A 19,660-nucleotide genomic window follows, 5' to 3' on the forward strand; every position below is an offset into this window, starting at 1 on the left:
GGACAGGACACCCTCGAGACGAGCACCGAGATCGAGATGGCGGGCGTGGCCCTCGACCTCCTCGACGACCCCCGCGACGTGGTGATCGGTGGGCTCGGCCTGGGCTTCACGCTCCAGCGGATCCTCGCCGACGTGCGCGTCGAGCGCGCCACCGTCGTCGAGATCGAGGAGTCGCTCATCGGCTGGATGCGCGACGGCACGGTGCCGCACGGGCCGGCGCTGCTCGCCGACCAGCGGGTCCGGATCGTCAACGCCGACATCCTGATGGCCATCGCGGAGGCCCGCGACACCCACGACCTGCTGCTGCTCGACGTCGACAACGGCCCGGGCTACCTCGTGCACGACGGCAACGCGGACGTCTACGGCCGCGACTTCCTCGCCCGCTGCCGCGAGATCCTCCACGACCGCGGGGTGCTCGTCGTGTGGTCGGCGGCGCGTTCCCCGGAGCTCCTCACCGCCCTCGAGGGCGTGTTCGGGGCCGCCGAGGAGCGCGCGTACGACGTCCTGCTCCAGGACCGACCCGAGGAGTACTTCCTCTACGTGGCCCGCCGTACGGCCCAGGAGCAGCCCGGAGGGTGAGGACAGCGGGCCTCCGCACCGGGGTAGCGTCGCGGTCATGAGCCAGACACGCACCGAGCACGACTCCATGGGCGACGTCGAGGTCCCCGCCGACGCCTTGTGGCGGGCCCAGACCCAGCGCGCGATCGACAACTTCCCGATCAGCGGGACGACCCTCGAGCGCCGCCACGTCCAGGCGCTGGCCCTGGTGAAGGGCGCCGCCGCGCGGGTCAACGGCGACCTCGGCGTCATCACCGCCGAGCAGGCGAGCGCGATCGCCGATGCCGCCGCTCAGGTGGCCGCCGGCGCGCACGACGACCACTTCCCGATCGACGTCTTCCAGACCGGCTCGGGCACCAGCTCCAACATGAACACCAACGAGGTGCTCGCGTCCCTCACCGCCCGTGCCGGCGTCGAGGTGCACCCCAACGACCACGTCAACGCCTCGCAGAGCAGCAACGACACCTTCCCGACCTCGATCCACGTCGCCGCGACGCTCGCCGTCGTCGAGGACCTGCTGCCCGCGCTCGACGTGCTGGCGACCTCCTTCGAGGCCAAGGCCACCGAGTTCGCCGACGCGGTCAAGTCCGGTCGCACGCACCTGATGGACGCGACGCCGGTGATGCTCGGACAGGAGATGGGCGGATACGCCGCCACCGTGCGCTACGCCGCCGAGCGCCTCGAGGCGGTCCTCCCCCGCGTCCGCGAGCTGCCGCTGGGCGGCACCGCGGTCGGCACCGGGATCAACACGCCCCCCGGCTTCGCCGCCGCCGTGATCGAGCGGCTCGCCGCCGACACCGGCCAGGAGTTCACCGAGGCCCGCAACCACTTCGAGGCCCAGGGCACCCGCGACGCCCTCGTCGAGCTGAGCGGGGCGCTGCGGACCTGGGCCGTCGGCCTCACCAAGATCTGCAACGACCTGCGCTGGATGTCCTCGGGTCCCACCACAGGCCTGGCCGAGATCCACCTGCCCGACCTCCAGCCGGGGTCGAGCATCATGCCCGGCAAGGTCAACCCGGTGCTGCCCGAGGCGACGCTGATGGTCTGCGCGCAGGTGGTCGGCAACGACGCCACCGTCGCCTGGGCCGGCGCGGCCGGCAGCTTCGAGCTCAACGTGATGATGCCGGTGATGGCCCGCAACCTGCTCGAGTCCATCCGTCTCCTGTCCACCTCCTCGACCCTCCTCGCGCAGCGCTGCGTCGACGGCATCACCGCCGACGTGGAGCGGATGCGCGCGTACGCCGAGTCCTCGCCCTCGGTCGTGACACCGCTCAACAAGCACCTCGGCTACGAGGAGGCGGCGAAGATCGTCAAGCAGGCCATGAAGGACGGCACCACGATCCGCGAGACTGTGCTCTCGATGGGGTACGTCGACCGCGGCGACCTCACCGAGCAGCAGCTCGACGATGCCCTCGACGTGGAACGGATGACACACCCGTGAGCCAGATGGACGACCCCGCCCACGTGCGCGACCAGTACGCCACCGAGGACCGGCTGGAGACCCGTCGCTCGGTGTGGCGACCCACCGCCGACGGGCAGGACCCCGAGACCGAGGCGCTGCGGGCGATCGACCGCGCCCTGGTCGGGGACGCCCACGTCCTCGAGGTCGGCTGTGGCACCGGCGCGATGGCCGAGCGCATCGACGACCTGCCCGGAGTCACGCTCGTCGCCACCGACTTCTCGCCCCGCTTCGTCGAGCTCACGGCCGCCCGCGGGGTCGACGCCCGCCAGGCCGACATCTGCTACCTGCCGTTCGACGACGCGTCCTTCGACGTGGTGTACGCCGGGTGGATGCTCTACCACGTGCGCGACCTCGAGCGGGCCCTCAACGAGGTCCGCCGCGTGCTGCGGCAGGGCGGCACCTTCGTCGCTGTCACCAACGGCCAGGACCACCTCGCCGACCTGCACCGCGCCGCCGGCGGCCGGCCCGCACGTACCCAGTTCAGCAGCGAGACCGGCGAGTCCGTGCTGCGCCGCCGCTTCGCCGACGTACGACGCCACGACCTCGAGACGCTCGCGGTCTTCGGCGACCACGCAGCCGCACAGGCCTACCTGGACTCGACCGGGGACGGGCTCGTGCTGCCGGAGTTCGAGGGCGAGCGCGAGTACGCCGGCGCGGTCACGGTCTTCGAGGCGCGCTGACGCCCGGGCCGGACCGGCGGCTCAGTACCAGCCGTTGCCGGCCTTGAAGGACCAGGCGCTGCACGGGGTGCCGTACGTGTCCTGGATGTAGCCGAGGCCCCACCGGATCTGGGTCTCGGCCGAGGTCATGTAGTCGGCCGGCAGCTCGTGCAGCTGCGTGAGCGCCTGCGGGATGCCGTAGGCCGAGGAGCTGGGGTTGTCGGCGTCGATGCGCCAGCCGGACTCGCTCATGTAGAGGGAGTCGAGGCAGGAGAACTGCGAGGAGTCGAAGCCGTACTGCGGAAGCAGCGCCCGGGCGATGTCGCGCGGGTCGGCGCTGGAGAGGTCCTCGGTGCGGGTGACGGCCGGGCCCTTGGCGACCGACAGCGCGGCGCGCTTGGTCGCGTCCGTGGCACCGCGGCGGTCCGAGCGCGAGACGGGCACGACGGACTCGCGGCGCTCGAGGGCGCTGGGATCGGAGTCCGCGGAGGCCACGGTCACGCCACCCACGGCGGCCGACGCCAGGTCGCCGGCACCGGTCCCGGTGGGTGAGCCGAGCACGCCGCCGGAGACGCTCACGCCGGTCACGGCGGCAGCGACGCCGGTCAGCACCACGGAGGTGCGGACCAGGCGGGCCGGGAGGGATCGACCGGCCTTGTGCCTGCCGGGGGCGCGGTGGCGCGGGACGTGCTTCTGCGGCTTCGAGTCGGTCTTGGGCGCGGACGTCAGGGGCACAGGGGAACTCACCGGGGGGTAGAGGGCAGGACGATGTCGCGGCCTGTCAAGAAGTGGGGGGAACAGGTGCGACAGGGGGTACAGATCACGAAACGATCACGGGCAACCATGCAGGAGTGCGGGAGCCCATGCAAACCAAACGGACAAACCCGTCCCACTTTCCACCAGATCGCCGCCTCACGAGTCACCAGGGTCACATCGGTCACATCAGCCCCAGCGGGATGGCCTCGTGGTGATCGATCGCACGGACGGCCGAGCACGGGACCGGGCGAGAGCACGTCCGGCTCGCGCCCGGGACGTGGGCGCGAGCCGGACCGTGCGGAGCGGGTCAGAGGGTGACGTTCTCCAGCATCTCGGTGACGAGCGCCGCGATCGGCGAGCGCTCGGACCGCGTCAGGGTCACGTGGGCGAAGAGGGGGTGACCCTTGAGCTTGTCGATGACCGCGACGATGCCGTCGTGGCGACCGACCCGGAGGTTGTCGCGCTGGGCGACGTCGTGGGTGAGCACCACCTTGGAGTTGGCCCCGATGCGGGAGAGGACCGTGAGGAGCACGTTGCGCTCCAGCGACTGGGCCTCGTCGACGATGACGAACGCGTCGTGCAGGGAGCGGCCCCGGATGTGGGTCAGCGGCAGCACCTCGAGCATGCCGCGGTCCATCACCTCGTCGATGACGTCCGGCGTGGTGAGCGCGCCGAGGGTGTCGAACACCGCCTGGCCCCAGGGCGACATCTTCTCCGACTCCGAGCCGGGCAGGTAGCCGAGCTCCTGCCCGCCCACGGCGAACAGCGGGCGGAAGACGACGACCTTCTTGTGCTGGCCGCGCTCCAGGGTGGCCTCGAGACCGGCGCACAGGGCCAGGGCCGACTTGCCGGTGCCGGCCCTGCCACCGAGCGACACGATGCCGACCTCGGGATCGAGCAGCATCTCCAGGGCGATCCGCTGCTCCGCGGAGCGGCCGTGGATGCCGAACGCCTCACGGTCGCCGCGCACCAGGTGCACCTGCTTGTCGGGACCGACCCGGCCCAGCGCCGTACCCCGGTCGGAGAGCAGGACCAGACCGTTGTGGCACGGCAGATCCCGGGCCTCGGCCAGGTCGACGACCCCGTCGTCGTACAGCTCGTCGAGCTGGCCGGACGTCACCTCGAGCTCGGCCATGCCGGTGTAGCCGGTGTCGGAGTCGCTGATCGCCTCGGCGCGGTACTCCTCGGCGTCGAGTCCCACCGCCGACGCCTTGATGCGCAACGGCATGTCCTTGGAGACGAGCGTGACCTGGTGGCCCTCGTCGGCGAGGTTGCGGGCGACGGCCAGGATCCGCGTGTCGTTGTCACCCAGCCGGAAGCCCGAGGGCAGCGAGGTCGGGTCGGTGTGGTTGAGCTCGACGCGCACGGTGCCGCCCTCGTCCCCCACCGGGACCGGCTCGTCGAGCCGACCGTGCTGGATGCGCAGCTCGTCGAGGCTCCGCAGCGCCGAGCGCGCGAAGAACCCGAGCTCCGGGTGGTGGCGCTTGCCCTCGAGCTCGGTGATGACGACCACCGGGAGGACGACCTCGTGCTCCGCGAAGCGACGCAGGGCGCCGGGATCGGCCAGCAGGACGCTGGTGTCGAGGACATACGTGCGGTTCTGGCTGACCTGCTTGTTCGAGCTCACGGAGTGCCTACCCCTATCGGACCGGCGCGACGCACCACACCCGGTCCTGTTCAACTCATGGACCGGACGGCTCCTCGAAGTGGTGCGTGACTCCCACAGCTGCCTCCCGATTCAGCGGGCTTCCCCACCCGCCGATGAGGCCGAAAGTACGCCCGGCGCGAAGCCGTTCCGCAGCGACACGCCAGAACGCGGGGTGAACGCTGTGTTACCGCGCCTCAGGACCCGAAGCGACGCTCGCGCTCGGCGTACGCACGGATGGCCCGCAGGAAGTCGACGCGGCGGAAGTCGGGCCACAGCGCCTCGCAGAAGTAGAACTCCGAGTGCGCGGACTGCCACAGCAGGAAGCCGCCGAGACGCTGCTCCCCGGAGGTGCGGATCACGAGGTCGGGATCGGGCTGGCCCTTGGTGTAGAGGTGGTCGGAGATGTGGTCGACGTCGATGACGTCGGCCAGTTCCTCGAGCGAGGTGCCCCGGGCCGCGTGCTCGTGGAGCAGGGACCGTACGGCGTCCGCGATCTCGCGGCGCCCGCCGTACCCGACGGCGATGTTGACCAGGATCCCGTCGACGTCGCGGGTCGCGTCGTCGGCGGCCTTGAGCTTCTGCGCGGTGCTGGCCGGGAGCAGGTCCAGGGCCCCGACGGGGTGGATGCGCCAGCGCCCGGTCGCGGCGAGCGACTCGACCGCGCCCTCGATGATCTGCAGGAGCCCGGCCATCTGCTCGGGCGGGCGGTTGGTGAGGTTGTCGCTGGAGAGCAGCCAGAGCGTCACGACCTTGACGCCGACCTCCTCGCACCAGCCGAGGAGCGGGAAGATGTTGTCGGCGCCGGCCTGGTAGCCGCCGGCCGTGTCGATGCCCACGGCCTTGGCCCAGCGGCGGTTGCCGTCGAGCATGACGCCGATGTGCGCAGGGATGCGATCGGCGGGCAGGTTCTTCACGACCCGGTGCTCGTAGGCCGGGTAGAGCACCCGACGCACCGCGTCCTTCCACTTCGCCACGACCCGATCCTAACCGGCCTAGGGTGTCCCCCGTGCCCGACCAAGCCCTGCACCCGCCGGCCGGTGACGACTCGATGCTCGGGGTGGACGACACGACCTCGGACCTGCGCGACACCCCTCCGGGGCGACGGGATCGCCGCTTCCGTCGGGTCGGGGTCGGCCTGCTGGTGCTCGTGGTGGTGGTGTCGGCCTTCGACCTGCTCGGTCCGCGTCGCGGCGACGTCACCGCGGAGGGCGGCGGCTACACCCTCACCGTCGAGTATCCGCAGGTCACGCGGGCCGGACAGCCCGCGCCCCTGCACGTGATCGTGGATGCCGCCGACGGACTCGGGGAGACCGTGCGGATGCGCTTCTGCGACGAGTTCTTCAACGACCTCGACTTCCAGAACTGGTACCCCAACCCCTCGGCGGAGACCACGGTGCCGCCGTGGATCATCTACGAGTTCGACCCGCCGCCCACCGGGACGACCCTGGAGGTCAGCCTGGACGCCCGCGTGTCGCCGGGCCAGTTCGGCGAGACCGACGACTGCGAGGTCAGCGTGCTGGTCCGCGACGAACCGGTCGTGTCGGCGGCCTTCACCAGCTGGAGGATGCCCTGATGGACATCCTGATCCGGTCCCTGGCGATCTTCCTCTTCCTGTGGCTCGTGGTGCGCGTCGGCGGCAAGCGCGAGGTCGCCCAGCTCTCGGCGTTCGACATGATCCTGCTCGTCACGGTCGGCGACCTGGTCAGCCAGGGGATCCTGCAGGAGGACTACTCGGTGACCGCCGCGGTCATCGCGGTGGCGACCTTCTCGGTGGCCGGCCTCGCGCTCAACTCGCTGGCCTTCCACCACCCGCGGTTCCGGCCGTGGCTGGCCGGACGCGCCCGCATCGTCGTGCGCGACGGGGAGCCGCTGCTCGAGACCCTCGGCGGGGAGCGGATGACCATCCAGGACGTCCACGAGGCCGCCCGCCAGCAGGGCATCCGCCGGCTCAGCGACATCGAGCTGTGCGTGCTGGAGACCGACGGCTCCTTCTCCTTCTTCACCCACGGCGGCGACGACGAGCGGGACGGCGCACCCGACGACCGCGGGATCGCCTGAGGCGCTCGCCCCAGGGGTCACATCCTTCCCACGACAGTGACGTCTGGGGTGCCTACCGGTACTTTTGGCGCATGAACGACGTACTCCGCCACCGGCTCGACGGGCTCCACGAGCGCGTCGACGGCGCGACGGAGGCGATCCACGAGGCGATCGCCGACGTCAAGCCGCACCTGCGGGGCTGGCTGCACCTGGCCACTGCCCCCCTCACCCTCGCGGCGGGCATCGTCCTGATCGTGCTCTCCCCCGACGCCACCACGCGGGTCGGCTCGGCCGTCTTCACGGCCTCCGCCCTGATCCTCTTCACGGTGTCCGCGGTCTACCACCGCGGCACCTGGTCGCCGAGCACCCACTCGCGGCTCAAGCGCTTCGACCACTCCAACATCTTCGTGCTCATCGCCGGCTCCTGCACGCCGTTCGCGCTCCTCCTGCTCGAGGGCAGCGACCGGTGGACCATGCTCGCGATCTGCTGGGGCGGCGCGATCGCCGGCGTGCTGATGAAGGTCTTCTGGAAGGGTGCGCCGCGCTGGCTCTCCGCCCCCATCTACATGGCGCTCGGCTGGGCGCCGGTGTTCTTCTTCGGCGACTTCATCAGCGGCGCCATGGACCGCTACGGCGCCGGCACGGGCACCGCGGTGATGGTTCTGATCGCGGCGGGGGGAGCGCTCTACACGATCGGCGGCGTCGTCTACGGCACCCAGCGGCCCAACCCGTGGCCGCGCTGGTTCGGCTTCCACGAGGTGTTCCACACCTTCACGATCCTGGCGTTCGTCACGCACTACGTCGGCGTCTCCGTCGCGACGTACTCGCTGCGCTGACCCACCCCCGCCCCCGGCTCCCGCCCCGCCCCGCGCTCCCGCCCCGCACTCCCGCACCGAGCGGGTGAGTCGCCTCACGTCGGGGAACACCGCGCCTCCGCCGGGCGTCGTACCTCAGGACGCCTGCCCCCGACCCAGGTACGTGATGACCGAACCCAGCCCCCAGTCCTCCCTCGACCTCTCCCTGCCCCAGGTGGTGGGCGGAGCCGTGGCGGCCGCGACCGCCACCGTGCTGAGCTCCCGCCTCGGACTCATGGGGACCGTGCTCGGCGCGGTGCTCGCGAGCATCGTCTCCGCCGTCGTCGCCGCCTCGGTGGCCGGCTGGTGGCACCGGGCCCACCACGCGTCGCGCACGGCCCGGGACTGGGTCCCGCAACGGGTGCGGGGCGTGGTCGTGGGTGCCGGCGCCCTGGGCCTGCTGGTGGTGGCCTTCCACACCGGCGTCGGCCTGGTGACCCAGGACCTGCCGCGGGGCACCTTCGCCGCCCGTTGGCTGGCCGAGGTCGGCCTCACCCGAGGGTGAACCACCCGAAGACCACGAGCGCCCCGCCGACGACCGCCATGGCGAGCGCCCGGGCCACGCGTGGGGCGCGGGCGGCGAGGCGCTCGGCCAGCTGGTAGCCCAGCGAGATCGCGGCCAGCCCGACGGTGACGTGCAGCAGCACGGCGAGCATCACCCCCGCGATCGCCCCGGCCATCCGGAAGCGTCCCCACAGCAGGCTCAGCACGAGCGGGACCACCACGGCACCGGTCAGGCCACCGAGCAGCTCCTCCCACCACGGCCGCTCCCCCATCCACGGCACGGCCCACGCCAGCGGCCAGTCCCGGTCGAACAGGTCGCCGGTCGCGCAGTAGCCGAGGTAGACGATCGCCGCGATCGACATCCCGGCACCGAGCCGGTGGGACCAGCGCAGCAGCGGCGGCCAGCCCGGTCCGGAGAGGCCGTCACGCACGAAGATCGTCGCCGCGGTCACCGCCGACCAGACGATCCAGCGTCGGACGACCCCGGTGCCCGTGTCGGCCATCGCGTCGCGGAAGACCCGGTCGGCCTCGACCCGGTCGATCGCGTGCCCCTCGGTCGACTCGTAGGACGCGTCGCCGCCACCCGCGACCAGGGCGTCGTGGACCAGGGCCGCCGGCAGGTGGGCGCCGGTCTTGGGCACCAGCCAGGTGAAGAGCGCGGGCGTCGAGGTCAGGTCGGTGCGGAAGTCGGTCGTCGCCGGGACCAGGATCTCGCCGAGGTGCCGGTCGTCGTACGCGATCCGCCGCTCGAGGCTGAAGACCTCGAGGCCGGTCTCGTCGTGGCGCTCGAGCACGATCCGCGGGTCGTGGGCCGGGTCCGGGGGTAGCCCCACCCGGTCCCCGACCGGCAGCACGCCACCGTCGTAGAAGCGGCGGGACTGGGCTCGCAGCTGCTCAGCGGTCGTGCCGTGCTGTCTCCGAGACATGGCTGCACTGTGGCACCGACCACCGACCACCGGTCGGGTCAGGGCTGGGCCGGGGCCCCCTGCACGGGCAGCGTGACCGGCGAGGAGGGGCCCGCACCGGTCGTCGGACGCACGGTGAGCTCGACCTCGGTGGTACCCGCGGGGATGGTGCCCGGGAACGTCAGCGTCGCCGTCGCCTCCTCCTTGATCCGGAACGGGACCGAGCCGAGCCGCGTCCCGCCCACGGTCGCGACCACCGTGCCGGCGCAACCGTCGGCCCCGGTGCCRCAGCCGAGCTGGACCGAGGGGTGCCCGTCCGCGTCGGTGGCCGCCGTGGTGCTCGTGACACTGACCAGGGACGGGAACGAGACGCCGGTCGGGGCATCGCTGCTGCCCGGGTCGAAGCACCCGTCGAACTCGAAGACCGGGTTGGTCACCTCGCGGCCCTCGACGTCGGTCATCGTCAGGTAGCCGGTCAGCTTGCTCGGGCTGCCGACCGTGTAGCAGTCGTTGCTGTGCACGTTGACCTCGAACTTGCCGTAGCCCTCGGGGGGCATCGGCACCTGCGGGTCGTCCCAGCTCATCAGGCACACCCAGTCGGCACCGGGTCCGACGTCGGCGACGTCCGGGCCGTGCTTGTCGCACATGGCCTTCGCGTGCAGGGATCCCGGGGTGAGGCCGGAGCGGCCCAGCATCGAGGCGCGCTGGACGTAGAGCTGGGAGAAGGTCGCGGGCAGCGAGCGCTCCAGGCGGGCGCGGGTCACCGTGCTGCCCCCGCCCGCGGCCAGGGCGCCCACGGTGAGGCCGGCGAGGAGGAGGACCGCGGTGAGGACGGTGAGGACGGTACGACGCATGGGTTCAGCCTCCGGTGATGTCGCGACGGCGCAGGACGACGTACGCGGTGGCGAGGGCCAGCACGGTCCAGACGCCACTGGCGACGGTCCCCTCGACGAGGGGACCGGTGAAGCGCGGCTCGGCCAGCAGTCCGTGCCAGGCCTCGAAGGGGGTGGTCGGCAGGAAGGGCCGCACCGCCTCGACGCCGCCGGCGGACCCGACGAGCTGCAGGACCATCCCGATGACGACCGGCGCCGCGATGCCGACGGCGGGGTTGCGGGACCACACCGAGAGCAACAGCGCCAGGGCGGTGAAGGCCAGCATGGGCGGCAGGACCGACGCCCAGCTCGCAGCCACCAGCCCCAGCGCGGCACCGGGACGGATCGTCTGCCCGGTGAGTCCGGTGAGTGGCTGGTGACCGACCACGAGCAGGCTGACCGCGATGGTCGACGCCCCGAGCAGCACGAGCACCAGGGTGGTGAACCCGCACGCCGCGATCGTCTTGGCCCAGAACAGCCGGCCCCGGCTCGCCGACCGCGTGAGCACGGTCTTCCAGGTGCCGTGCTGGTCCTCGCTGGCGAAGATGTCTCCGGCCACCACCGCGGTCAGCAGCGGCAGGAGCCACTGGCCGGCGAAGCCGAGCACCAGCAGGGCCAGGGCGAAGCCGTTCTCGGTGGCGAACCGGCCGAAGAGGGTGTCCTTGGGCGGGCGCGCCTGGGCGTGGAGCACGAGCACGATCGGGACCGGCGCCAGCACGGCCAGCGCCAGGACGGCCTTCGTCCTGAGCTGCGCGCGCAGCTTGCGCACCTCCCAGCGCAGCGCCGCCCCGAGCCCCGCGGTGCGGGAGCGGGCACGGCCCGGGCCCGTGGCCGTGGCGCGAGCCGTCGGGTCGGCGGTGGTGGTCGTCATCACGCGGCCCTCCCCGGTTCGTCGGTGAGCATGAAGAAGAGCGACTGGAGCGGGGTGCGGGTCGGGGTGAACGAGCGCAGGGCGACGTCGGCGCGCACCAGCGCGGCGACGTACGCCGACACGGCATCCTGCTGCCCGATGACCACGAGCCCGCCCTCCTCGTCGGTGGCCACCCGGACCGACGGCATGCCGGTCGCGAGCGCGAGCGCCCGCGGGTCGTCCGTGGTCGCCAGGGCGTAGCCGGGGTCCGGGGCGAGGGTGCGCAGGTGGTCGATCGTGCCGTGGAACGCCACGGTGCCCCGGCGCATGATCGTGACGTTGTCGCAGATCTCCTCGACCTCGTCCATGTGGTGCGAGCTCAGCAGCACGGTCAGCCCGCTGTCGGCCAGTCTCTTGACCAGCGCACGCATGTCGCGGATGCCGCCCGGGTCCAGGCCGTTGGCCGGCTCGTCGAGCACCAGGAGCCGCGGGTCGCGCAGCAGGCTGGCCGCCACCCCGAGGCGCTGGCGCATGCCGTAGGAGTACCCGCCCACCTTGTCGGACGCCCGGTCGCCGAGCTCGACCACGTCGAGCACCTCGTCGATCCGGTCGTGGCCGGCGCCGGCGTCGAGGAGGGCGAGGCCGTCGAGGTTCTGCCGGCCGGTCAGGTAGGGGTAGAAGCGCGGGCTCTCGATGAAGCCCGCCACCCCGTCGAGGGTGGCGATGCCGTCCTCCTCCCACGTGCGATCGAAGACGCGCAGGGTCCCGGCGTCGGGACGGATGAGGCCGAAGAGCATCCGGAGGAAGGTCGTCTTGCCGGCCCCGTTGGGTCCCAGCACGCCGTACACCTCCCCGGAGGCGACCTTGACGGTGATGTCGTCCACGGCGCGTAGCGACCCGAAGTCCTTGGTCACTCCCACCGCGTCGACGGCGAGCGTCTCGCCCGTGAGTGTGTCGTCCATGGCGGGGACGCTAGGGAGGCCCGCATGAAGGGACGATGAAGTCACCGCCGCTGCGAGAGGGTGGGGGCGTGCACATCCTGGTGGCCGAGGACGACGCCCGCCTCGCCGAGCTGCTCGCCCAGTCGCTGACCGAGGCCGGCTGGGAGGTCGAGGTGGTCGGCGACGGCCGTTCGGCGTACGGTCGCGCGCTTCCGGGCGGGCTCCCGTACGACGTGCTGCTCCTCGACTGGATGCTGCCCGGGATGGACGGGGTGACGGTGTGCCGGCGGCTGCGCGAGGCGGGCGTCACGACCCCGGTGCTCATGCTCACCGCCCGCGGCGACGTGCGCGACCGGATCGACGGCCTCGACGCCGGCGCCGACGACTACCTGCCGAAGCCCTTCGACCTCGACGAGCTGCTGGCGAGGCTGCGGGCGCTGCACCGGCGCAGCACGTACGACGCGGGGTCGCCGATCGAGGTCGGCGACCTGGTCGTGGACCCGGGTGCGCGACGCGTCCGTCGGGGTGGGACGGAGGTGGAGCTGACCGCCCGGGAGTTCGACGTGCTGCACCTGCTGGTCTCCCGCGCCGGCCAGGTGGTCTCGCGCTTCACGATCCTCGACGAGGTCTGGGACGGCGAGACGGACCTGCGCAGCAACGTCATCGACGTCTACCTCGCCTCGATCCGGGCCAAGATCGACCGGCCGTTCGGCACCTCCACCATCACCACGCTGCGCGGAGCCGGCTACCGCGTCGAGGTCCCCCGGTGAGTCGCACCGGCGTGCCGCGGCTCTCGCGGTGGCCGTTGCGGCTGCGGCTCGTGGCCGGATTCGCGGCGGCGATGCTCGTGCTGCTGACCGCGGYCGGCGCCTTCGTCTACTGGCGGGTGGAGTACGCGCTGGACCGCGGCCTCGACTCCGAGCTCGCGCGCGCCGCCGCGACGATCGCCCCGCTCGTGGCGAGCGACGGGACCCTGACCCCCGAGTCCGGCGCCGGCACCGGCTCCACCACCGCCGACGCGACCGGGGTGGCGTGGCAGGTGGTCGACGACTCCGGGGCGCTCCTCGACCGGGGCGCCTCCGCGCCGGCGGCGCCGATGGTGGGAGCGGGCGTGCTGGCCGCCTCCACGGGCGTCCGCACCGTCGACGTCGGCACCCTGCTGCCTGCCTCGGACGCGCCGTACCGGGTGCGGGCCACCCCGCTCGACGGCGGTGGCCACCTGCTGGTCGGCGTCCGGCGCGACCACCGCGACGAGGCGCTGCGCGAGCTGCTCGCACAGCTTGCCCTGGCCGGGCTGGCGGCGCTGGTGGTGGCCTCGTTGGTGGGCGACCGGCTCGCCCGGGCGGCCCTGGCCCCGGTCGAGCGCTACCGGCGGCGGGCCGCGGAGATCGCCGCCGGGGCCGCCTCCCTGCGCCTCGACGTGCCGCCCGGGCGGGACGACGAGGTCACGCGGCTGGGGCACACGCTCAACGAGATGCTCACCGCCCTCGAGGACGCCCTGGGCCGCGAGCGGCACTTCGTCGACGACGCGAGCCACGAGCTGCGGACCCCGCTGACCCTGCTGACGTCGAGGATCCAGCTCGCGCGGCGGCGTACGCGGACGGTGACCGAGCACGAGGCCGTCCTCGACGAGCTCGCCGTCGACGTCGCCCGGCTCGCCGACCTCGCCGACCAGCTCCTGACCCTGGGCAGTGGTGCGACCGACGGCGGCGAGTGCGACGTCACCGCCCTGGTGGCGGGCGTGGTGGAGCGCCGGCGCCTCGCCCACCCCGAGCACGCCTCGCAGCTGGAGGTGGACCTGCCCCCGGAGGCCGTACCGGCAGGCATCGCCGCCCCTGCCCTCGAGCGGGTGGTCTCCAACCTCCTGGACAACGCCCTGCGCCACGGAGCGGCGCCGGTGCACCTGCGCGTACGCCGCAGCGGCGCGCACGCGGTCGTCGAGGTCACCGACGCGGGGCCCGGCATGCCCCCCGACCTGCTGGTCGAGGCCACCCACCGCTTCACCCGGTCCGCCGAGGCGCGCAGCCGCCCCGGTGCCGGGCTGGGCCTCTCGATCGTCGAGCAGGTCGTGACCGCCGCCGGTGGCGAGCTGCGGCTGTGCCACGACGGCACCCACCACGCCGTGGGCGTCCCGTCCGGCGTGCCGTGCGACCACGGTCGGGGGATGACCGTGGGCGTGGTGCTGCCGATTCTCAGGCCAGGGAGAGGAAGAGCTTCTCCATCTTCTTGACGTCGACGGAGTCGATGCCGTCGCCGGCGGTGAGGCACTGCTGCAGGCCACTGGCGACGATGGCGAAGCCGGCCCGGTCGAGCGCCTTGGAGACCGCCGCGAGCTGGGTGACGACGTCCTCGCAGTCACGTCCCTCCTCCAGCAGGCGGAGCACGCCGGCCAGCTGGCCCTGGGCGCGCTTGATGCGGTTGATCACCGGGGTCATCTCGGTGGGGTCGAGCTCCATCAGTCCTCCTGCGTGAGCGCGGCGAGGGCCGCGGAGATGCGTTGGCGGGCGTCGGTGGCCACCCTGGCCAGGGCGGCGTGGTCGGAAATGCCCATCATGACGGCCGGGTCGAAGGCCTCGACGATGGTCGTGGCCGCGTCCACCGATCGGACCACCACGTTGCACGGGAGCACGGCCGCGATCGACGGGTCGACCTGGATCGCCTCGTAGGCGAGCGGCGGTCGGCAGGCGCCGAGGATCACCTGCGGGGGCAGGTCGACGTCGAGCTTGGCCTTCATCGTGGCCGCCAGGTCGATCTCCGTGAGGATCCCGAAGCCCTGGTCGGCCAGGGCGTCCCGGGTCGCGGCCACGGCCTCGTCGTACGGCAGCGCCAGCGTCGTGCTCAGCGTGTAGTCCATGTCGCCAGCATACCCCCGGGGGTGTTTTGCCATTTCGTTGGATACCCCCTAGGGTATTTCTCATGGCTGACAGGACTCCTGAGATCTCCGTCGGGCAGTACGCCGCCGAGCGCGAGGCCGGCGTGACGGGTTCACGTCATCTGCGCCTCGGGCAACCGCTCGAAGGCGATGACCGACCTCCTCGTCGCGTCCGGCTTCGACGCCGTGTCCGTGGCCGGTGGCACGCGCGCCTGGCTCGAGTCGGGTCGCTCGGTCGGGGTGGGTCTGTGATGTCGAGCCTCACCGTCGTCCCGATCGAGACCCCCACGCTCGGCGACCGCAGCTACCTCGTGCACGACGGCGAGGTCGCCTTCGTGGTCGACCCGCAGCGCGACATCGACCGGGTCCTCGCCCTGCTCGACCAGCACGACGTACGCCTCACCCACGTCTTCGAGACCCACATCCACAACGACTACGTCACCGGCGGCTTCGCCCTCGCGCAGCGCACCGGTGCCCAGTACCTCGTCAACGGCGAGGACGACGTGTCCTTCACCCGCACCCCCGTGGCGGACGGACAGGTCGTCGAGGTGGGTGGACGGATACGCGTCACCGCGCTGGCAACCCCCGGCCACACGTTCACCCACCTCTCCTACGCCCTGACGGACACCGACGCGGGACTCGACCACTCGGTCGGCGTCTTCTCCGGTGGCTCCCTGCTGTACGGCGCCACCGGGCGCCCGGACCTCCTCGGTCCCGAGCACACCCACGACCTGGTGCGCCACCAGCACGCCTCCGCCCACCGGCTGGCCGACCTGCTGCCCGACGACGCGGGCGTCTTCCCGACCCACGGCTTCGGATCCTTCTGCTCCACCACCAGGTCCGGTGCCACCCGGTCCGACGCGACCTCGTCGACCATCGGTCGTGAGAAGCAGGCCAATCCCGTCCTGACCCAGGACGAGCAGGCCTACGTCGACGAGCTGCTGGCCGGCCTCGGCCCGTGGCCGGCCTACTACGCGCACATGGCACCGGCCAACGCCGCCGGTCCGTCCGAGCCCGACCTCACCCCGCCCGCGGTCGCCGACGCCGCCGAGCTGCGGCGCCGCATCGAGGCCGGCGAGTGGGTCGTGGACCTGCGCAGCCGTACGGCGTTCGCGGCCGGCCACGTGGCCGGAACCCTCAACTTCGGCCTGGACGGCGGCTTCGCGACGTACCTCGGCTGGTTGGTCGCATGGGGCACCCCGATCACCCTGCTCGGCGAGACCGTCGAGGACGTCGCCGAGGCCCAGCGCGAGCTGGCCCGGATCGGGATCGACCGCCCGGCGGCCCGCGCCACCGGGAAGCCGGAGGACTGGAGTGACCGCGAGCTGAGCTCGTTCGCCACAGCGACCTTCGCCGACCTGGCCCAGGTCCGTCACCACCGCGAGGTGGTCGTCCTGGACGTGCGCCGAGCCGACGAGCACGACGCCGCCCGCATCGACGGGGCTGTCAACATCCCGCTCCACGAGCTCTGGGACCGCCTCGCGGAGGTGCCCGCGGGCGAGGTCTGGGTGCACTGCGCCGGGGGCTACCGTGCCTCCGTCGCTGCCTCGATGCTCGACGCCGCCGGACGCTCGCTCGTCGCCATCGACGACTCGTTCGACAACGCCGAGCAGGTCGGACTCCACCTGGTGGGGCCCGACGCGTGACCCTCGCCCTCGCCCTCGTCGCGGGCGCGCTCATCGGGCTCAGCCTGGGCGCGCTCGGCGGTGGCGGCTCCATCCTGGCCGTCCCGGTGCTCGTCTACGCACTCGGGCAGAGCCCCGCGCAGGCCACCACCGGCTCGCTGGTGGTGGTCGGGGTCACCTCGCTCGTCGGCGCCGTCGCGGCGTACCGGGCCGGCAACGTCCTGCTCGCCCGCGGTGTCGCCTTCGGCCTGGTCGCGACCGGCGGCGCGATCGCCGGGGCCCGGGCGTCGGCCGCCGTCCCCGAGACGATGCTGCTCGGCGCGTTCGCGGTGCTGATGCTGGCGGTCGGCACCCTGCTCGCCGTCCGGCAGTGGCGCGGCCGTCGCGCCGACCCCGCCGAGCGGTCGGCCCGGCGCCCGGGGCTGGACGACCCGATCATCACCTTCAGCCCGACCTTCGCCTGCCAGTGCCCGCGGGCCCTCAAGGTGGTCGTCACCGCGACGGCGGTCGGGCTGCTCACCGGCTTCCTCGGCGTGGGTGGCGGCTTCCTGGTCGTGCCCGCCCTGCTGGTGGCGCTCAGCCTGCCGATGGAGTACGCCGCCGGCACCTCGCTCGTCGTCATCACCCTGACCAGCGGCGTGGCGCTCCTGGCCCGGGCCGGCAGCGGCGTGGCCCCCGACTGGTGGCCCGTCGTCGCGCTCACCACGGCTGCCGCCATGGTGGCCGTCGTCGGCGCCCGCGTCGCCGACCGGGTCGACACGCGTCGGCTGTCGGCCGCGTTCACCGGGCTCGTCCTCGCCGTCGCGGCGTACACCGCCGTCCAGGCCCTCCCCGCCCTCACCACCCGAGAACCCCTCACAGAACGGAGCACACCATGTGCCGAGCAGTCCGCTGCAAGACCTGCGGCAAGACCACCTGGGCCGGTTGCGGCCAGCACGTCAACCAGGTGATGGCCGGCGTCCCCCGCGACGACCGCTGCCCCGGCCATCCGAAGGCCGAGCGCGAGTCCGGCGGCTTCCTGTCGAAGCTCTTCGGCCGCGCCTGACCCCCTGATCCGGGCATCATGTCCGGCCCGCCCGGACCCTTCACTGTGGGTTCGGTGTCACCTGGTGGCACCGAACCCACACCCAGTGCGAGCAGGTCCACCCTCCGGCAGCGGCCGGTCACCCGCCCGGGTGGTGGGGGCGATCGGCGATCCGCTCCCGATCGCAGGTTGTCCGTAGTGTCGACCGGATGAGCACGAAGTTGAGGGAACGGATCGACGAGCGGATCAGCGACCCGATCTGGTGGAACGACGTCCTGCAGCTGCTGAAGACGGTGCTGGCCGCCGTCACAGCCTGGGTGGTGGCGGCCAGCGTGCTGGACCTGCCGCAGCCGTTCCTGGCCCCGTGGTCGGCGCTGCTGGTGGTGCACGCGACCGTCTACCGCACGTTCTCCAAGGGCACCCAGCAGGTGGCGGCGACGGTGGTCGCGGTGCTGCTGGCCACCGTCGTCGGCGAGTCCTTCGGGCTCACCACGGGCGCCATCACCCTGCTCCTCGTGGTGGCCCTCCTGCTGGGCGCCGTCCCGTGGCTCGGGGCCGAGGCCACCACCATCGCCACCACCGGGCTCGTGGTGCTCACCACCGGGTTCGAGAGCGACGTGATGCTCATCTCCCGGCTGCTCGACACCGCCATCGGCGTCGCCGTCGGGCTGCTGGTCAACGTGATCGTGTGGCCGCCGCTGCGCCGGCACACGGCCGCCAAAGCCCTGGACCGCATCGACGACCGGATCGGCGAGCTCCTCGCCGACATGTCCGGCGGCCTCGGGGACGGGTGCCAGGACGAGGACGTCACCGGGTGGATCGACCGGAGCCGGGACCTCGACCGCGAGGTGGACCAGGCGTGGGCGCTGGTGCGCCAGGCGCAGGAGAGCGCCCGGATGAACCCGCGCCGCTCCGCGCGCCAGATGAAGAACCCCGAGCAGTGGCACGGGCTGCTGCGCCGCATGGAGCAGTCCGTGGCGGAGACCCGCAGCCTGGCCCGCACGCTCGGTGGCCAGTCGGCCCACAAGGAGACCTGGGGCGACGACTTCGCGGTCCCGTGGATCGAGATGCTGGGCGACACGGGACGGGCCGCCGCCGCGGCCGACCCCGACGCCCTGCACGTGGTGCGTGAGCGGCTCAACGACTTCACCGAGGGCATGCGCGAGACGGAGCGCTCGGCCGAGTGGCCGGTCTACGGCGCGCTGATCATCAACCTGCGCAACATCATCGACTCGATGGACGTGGTCGCGGAGGCCAACCCGATCGGGGGCAACCGGCTGCCGTTGCGGGTCCCCGGCGGTCCCCGGGCGGCCACGACGGCCTGACTGCGCCCGACCTCAGACGAGCTCGGTACGGCCGTCCGCCCAGACGACCAGCCCGCCGCGACCGGGTCGGGTCCGCAGCCAGGTGAGGGCACCGGGCCCGCGCGCGAAGGCCGCGGTGGCGTCGATGTCGGCCGCCACGAGGTCGGGGGCCACCACCGTGACCGCGGCGATGCCGGACGGCGGCCGTCCGGTGCGCGCGTCCACGACGTGCTCACCACGGTGGGCGGAGCCGGAGGTGGCGACCGCCCCTCGCCGGCACGGCACCCGGGCGACCAGCGCCGTGGGGTCGTGCGGGTCCTCGATCCCGATCCGCCACGGGTCGCCGTCGGGCTCCGCGGTCCAGCACACGAGGTCGCCGCCCCCGCCGAGGCACGCGTCGGTGCCCGGGAGCGCCGTCAGGTGGCGCCCCGCCCGCTGCACCGCCCAGCCCTTCACCACCCCGTCCGTGTCGAGGGTCGTGCGCCCGTCGGCTCCGGGGCGCCGGACGTCGAAGGCGCCGCCCGAGGCGACGCGCGCCTCCTCCGCCAGCGCCAGGACTTCGCGCACCTCCGGCGGTGCGTCCGCCACGCTGACCAGCCCCGCGTTGTGCCGGCTCACCCACGAGTCCTCGCGGTAGCGGCTGAACATCGCGTCGGCCGAACGCAGGTCGTCCTGCACCCGTCCCCAGGCCGCCCGGGAGACCTCGTCGCCGGCGTGCCTGCCTCGCAGGGCCACGCTGACGGGCAGCCCCATCACCTGCACGACGTCGCGCCACACGGGCACGGGCGG

Annotated in this window: 22 protein-coding genes; 12 read left to right on the forward strand and 10 right to left on the reverse strand. The window is 72.8% G+C overall.

Features of this window, described 5'->3' with window-relative positions; genetic code table 11:
• From AC1DQF_RS07960 to AC1DQF_RS07970, 3 genes are all read left to right on the forward strand, one after another.
• Positions 1–579: spermidine synthase (locus AC1DQF_RS07960; RefSeq protein ID WP_477524677.1), on the forward strand; the 579-nt coding region annotated here is incomplete at its 5' end.
• Positions 580–616: 37 nt separating this feature from the next.
• The gene (locus AC1DQF_RS07965) at positions 617–1,999 is read left to right on the forward strand and encodes a class II fumarate hydratase (protein WP_477524678.1); all 1,383 of its coding nucleotides are present in this window, start codon (positions 617–619) and stop codon (positions 1,997–1,999) included.
• Between the two features lie 5 nt (positions 2,000–2,004).
• Positions 2,005–2,700, forward strand: a complete 696-nt coding sequence (locus AC1DQF_RS07970; protein ID WP_477524727.1) for a class I SAM-dependent methyltransferase — start codon at positions 2,005–2,007, stop codon at positions 2,698–2,700.
• A gap of 21 nt (positions 2,701–2,721) precedes the next feature.
• Here AC1DQF_RS07970 and AC1DQF_RS07975 read toward each other — a convergent pair whose 3' ends face one another.
• The 3 genes from AC1DQF_RS07975 to AC1DQF_RS07985 all read right to left on the reverse strand — a co-directional run bounded on the left by AC1DQF_RS07975 (position 2,722) and on the right by AC1DQF_RS07985 (position 6,057).
• The gene (locus AC1DQF_RS07975) at positions 2,722–3,414 is read right to left on the reverse strand and encodes an aggregation-promoting factor C-terminal-like domain-containing protein (protein ID WP_477524679.1); all 693 of its coding nucleotides are present in this window, start codon (positions 3,412–3,414) and stop codon (positions 2,722–2,724) included.
• Between the two features lie 328 nt (positions 3,415–3,742).
• Positions 3,743–5,062, reverse strand: coding sequence for a PhoH family protein (locus tag AC1DQF_RS07980; RefSeq protein ID WP_477524680.1), 1,320 nt, complete (start codon positions 5,060–5,062; stop codon positions 3,743–3,745).
• Positions 5,063–5,277: 215 nt separating this feature from the next.
• Positions 5,278–6,057 carry an isoprenyl transferase gene (locus AC1DQF_RS07985; RefSeq protein WP_477524681.1) on the reverse strand — a complete coding sequence of 260 codons (780 nt, stop codon included), beginning with the start codon at positions 6,055–6,057 and terminating at the stop codon, positions 5,278–5,280.
• A gap of 32 nt (positions 6,058–6,089) precedes the next feature.
• Between AC1DQF_RS07985 and AC1DQF_RS07990 the strand changes: the two genes are divergently transcribed.
• The 4 genes from AC1DQF_RS07990 (at position 6,090) to AC1DQF_RS08005 (ending at position 8,479) form a co-directional block, all read left to right on the forward strand.
• Positions 6,090–6,656, forward strand: coding sequence for a hypothetical protein (locus AC1DQF_RS07990; protein WP_477524682.1), 567 nt, complete (start codon positions 6,090–6,092; stop codon positions 6,654–6,656).
• A complete protein-coding gene (locus AC1DQF_RS07995; RefSeq protein ID WP_477524683.1) occupies positions 6,656–7,141 on the forward strand; it encodes a DUF421 domain-containing protein in 486 nt (161 codons plus the stop codon). The genes AC1DQF_RS07990 and AC1DQF_RS07995 overlap by 1 nt, the downstream gene beginning before the upstream one ends.
• A gap of 71 nt (positions 7,142–7,212) precedes the next feature.
• A complete protein-coding gene (gene trhA, locus AC1DQF_RS08000) occupies positions 7,213–7,956 on the forward strand; it encodes a PAQR family membrane homeostasis protein TrhA (RefSeq protein WP_477524684.1) in 744 nt (247 codons plus the stop codon).
• Between the two features lie 145 nt (positions 7,957–8,101).
• Positions 8,102–8,479, forward strand: a complete 378-nt coding sequence (locus AC1DQF_RS08005; protein WP_477524685.1) for a hypothetical protein — start codon at positions 8,102–8,104, stop codon at positions 8,477–8,479.
• Here AC1DQF_RS08005 and AC1DQF_RS08010 read toward each other — a convergent pair.
• From AC1DQF_RS08010 to AC1DQF_RS08025, 4 genes are read right to left on the reverse strand one after another with little or no spacing between them, the layout of a single operon-like run.
• Entirely contained in the window at positions 8,466–9,404 is a 939-nt protein-coding gene (locus AC1DQF_RS08010) for a DUF1353 domain-containing protein (RefSeq protein ID WP_477524686.1), read from the reverse strand. The genes AC1DQF_RS08005 and AC1DQF_RS08010 overlap by 14 nt on opposite strands.
• 38 nt (positions 9,405–9,442) lie before the next feature.
• On the reverse strand, positions 9,443–10,237 hold the full coding sequence (locus AC1DQF_RS08015) for a hypothetical protein (RefSeq protein WP_477524687.1): 795 nt from the start codon (positions 10,235–10,237) through the stop codon (positions 9,443–9,445).
• Between the two features lie 4 nt (positions 10,238–10,241).
• The gene (locus AC1DQF_RS08020; protein ID WP_477524688.1) at positions 10,242–11,126 is read right to left on the reverse strand and encodes an ABC transporter permease; all 885 of its coding nucleotides are present in this window, start codon (positions 11,124–11,126) and stop codon (positions 10,242–10,244) included.
• Complete coding sequence (locus tag AC1DQF_RS08025; protein ID WP_477524689.1) at positions 11,126–12,067, reverse strand: ABC transporter ATP-binding protein; 942 nt, start codon at positions 12,065–12,067, stop codon at positions 11,126–11,128. The genes AC1DQF_RS08020 and AC1DQF_RS08025 overlap by 1 nt, the downstream gene beginning before the upstream one ends.
• A gap of 68 nt (positions 12,068–12,135) precedes the next feature.
• On the opposite strand from AC1DQF_RS08025, the gene AC1DQF_RS08030 reads away from it, so the two are divergent.
• Both AC1DQF_RS08030 and AC1DQF_RS08035 read left to right on the forward strand, forming a co-directional pair.
• Positions 12,136–12,816 (forward strand): response regulator transcription factor, encoded by a 681-nt coding sequence (locus AC1DQF_RS08030; protein ID WP_477524690.1) that lies wholly within the window; start codon positions 12,136–12,138, stop codon positions 12,814–12,816.
• The gene (locus tag AC1DQF_RS08035; protein WP_477524691.1) at positions 12,813–14,276 is read left to right on the forward strand and encodes a sensor histidine kinase; all 1,464 of its coding nucleotides are present in this window, start codon (positions 12,813–12,815) and stop codon (positions 14,274–14,276) included. The genes AC1DQF_RS08030 and AC1DQF_RS08035 overlap by 4 nt, the downstream gene beginning before the upstream one ends.
• On the opposite strand, the gene AC1DQF_RS08040 is transcribed toward AC1DQF_RS08035, so the two are convergent.
• Both AC1DQF_RS08040 and AC1DQF_RS08045 read right to left on the reverse strand, forming a co-directional pair.
• Positions 14,239–14,502: a metal-sensitive transcriptional regulator gene (locus tag AC1DQF_RS08040; protein WP_056925264.1), complete on the reverse strand. Its 264-nt coding sequence runs from the start codon at positions 14,500–14,502 to the stop codon at positions 14,239–14,241. The genes AC1DQF_RS08035 and AC1DQF_RS08040 overlap by 38 nt on opposite strands.
• Positions 14,502–14,900, reverse strand: a complete 399-nt coding sequence (locus AC1DQF_RS08045; protein WP_477524692.1) for a DUF302 domain-containing protein — start codon at positions 14,898–14,900, stop codon at positions 14,502–14,504. Before AC1DQF_RS08045 ends, AC1DQF_RS08040 begins: the two co-directional genes overlap by 1 nt.
• A gap of 269 nt (positions 14,901–15,169) precedes the next feature.
• Here AC1DQF_RS08045 and AC1DQF_RS08050 point away from each other — a divergent pair, with 269 nt between their 5' ends.
• From AC1DQF_RS08050 to AC1DQF_RS08060, 3 genes are all read left to right on the forward strand, one after another.
• Positions 15,170–16,564, forward strand: a complete 1,395-nt coding sequence (locus AC1DQF_RS08050) for a rhodanese-like domain-containing protein (RefSeq protein ID WP_477524693.1) — start codon at positions 15,170–15,172, stop codon at positions 16,562–16,564.
• Entirely contained in the window at positions 16,561–17,493 is a 933-nt protein-coding gene (locus AC1DQF_RS08055) for a sulfite exporter TauE/SafE family protein (RefSeq protein ID WP_477524694.1), read from the forward strand. The genes AC1DQF_RS08050 and AC1DQF_RS08055 overlap by 4 nt, the downstream gene beginning before the upstream one ends.
• Positions 17,494–17,776: 283 nt before the next feature.
• The gene (locus AC1DQF_RS08060; protein WP_477524695.1) at positions 17,777–18,892 is read left to right on the forward strand and encodes an FUSC family protein; all 1,116 of its coding nucleotides are present in this window, start codon (positions 17,777–17,779) and stop codon (positions 18,890–18,892) included.
• Between the two features lie 12 nt (positions 18,893–18,904).
• Here the strand turns inward: AC1DQF_RS08060 and AC1DQF_RS08065 are convergent, their stop codons facing one another.
• The gene (locus AC1DQF_RS08065; RefSeq protein WP_477524696.1) at positions 18,905–19,654 is read right to left on the reverse strand and encodes an FAD:protein FMN transferase; all 750 of its coding nucleotides are present in this window, start codon (positions 19,652–19,654) and stop codon (positions 18,905–18,907) included.
• Positions 19,655–19,660 lie beyond the last annotated feature (6 nt).

Source organism: Nocardioides sp. P4_G4, assembly GCF_056401085.1.

Bases quoted from the DNA above. Each gene is read 5' to 3' on its own strand.
- AC1DQF_RS07965 (WP_477524678.1), top strand. From the start codon at position 617: ATGAGCCAGACACGCACCGAGCACGACTCCATGGGCGACGTCGAGGTC.
- AC1DQF_RS07970 (WP_477524727.1), top strand. From the start codon at position 2,005: ATGGACGACCCCGCCCACGTGCGCGACCAGTACGCCACCGAGGACCGG.
- AC1DQF_RS07995 (WP_477524683.1), top strand. From the start codon at position 6,656: ATGGACATCCTGATCCGGTCCCTGGCGATCTTCCTCTTCCTGTGGCTC.
- trhA (WP_477524684.1), top strand. From the start codon at position 7,213: ATGAACGACGTACTCCGCCACCGGCTCGACGGGCTCCACGAGCGCGTC.
- AC1DQF_RS08005 (WP_477524685.1), top strand. From the start codon at position 8,102: ATGACCGAACCCAGCCCCCAGTCCTCCCTCGACCTCTCCCTGCCCCAG.
- AC1DQF_RS08010 (WP_477524686.1), bottom strand. From the start codon at position 9,404: ATGTCTCGGAGACAGCACGGCACGACCGCTGAGCAGCTGCGAGCCCAG.
- AC1DQF_RS08020 (WP_477524688.1), bottom strand. From the start codon at position 11,126: ATGACGACCACCACCGCCGACCCGACGGCTCGCGCCACGGCCACGGGC.
- AC1DQF_RS08025 (WP_477524689.1), bottom strand. From the start codon at position 12,067: ATGGACGACACACTCACGGGCGAGACGCTCGCCGTCGACGCGGTGGGA.
- AC1DQF_RS08040 (WP_056925264.1), bottom strand. From the start codon at position 14,502: ATGGAGCTCGACCCCACCGAGATGACCCCGGTGATCAACCGCATCAAG.
- AC1DQF_RS08045 (WP_477524692.1), bottom strand. From the start codon at position 14,900: ATGGACTACACGCTGAGCACGACGCTGGCGCTGCCGTACGACGAGGCC.
- AC1DQF_RS08050 (WP_477524693.1), top strand. From the start codon at position 15,170: ATGTCGAGCCTCACCGTCGTCCCGATCGAGACCCCCACGCTCGGCGAC.
- AC1DQF_RS08060 (WP_477524695.1), top strand. From the start codon at position 17,777: ATGAGCACGAAGTTGAGGGAACGGATCGACGAGCGGATCAGCGACCCG.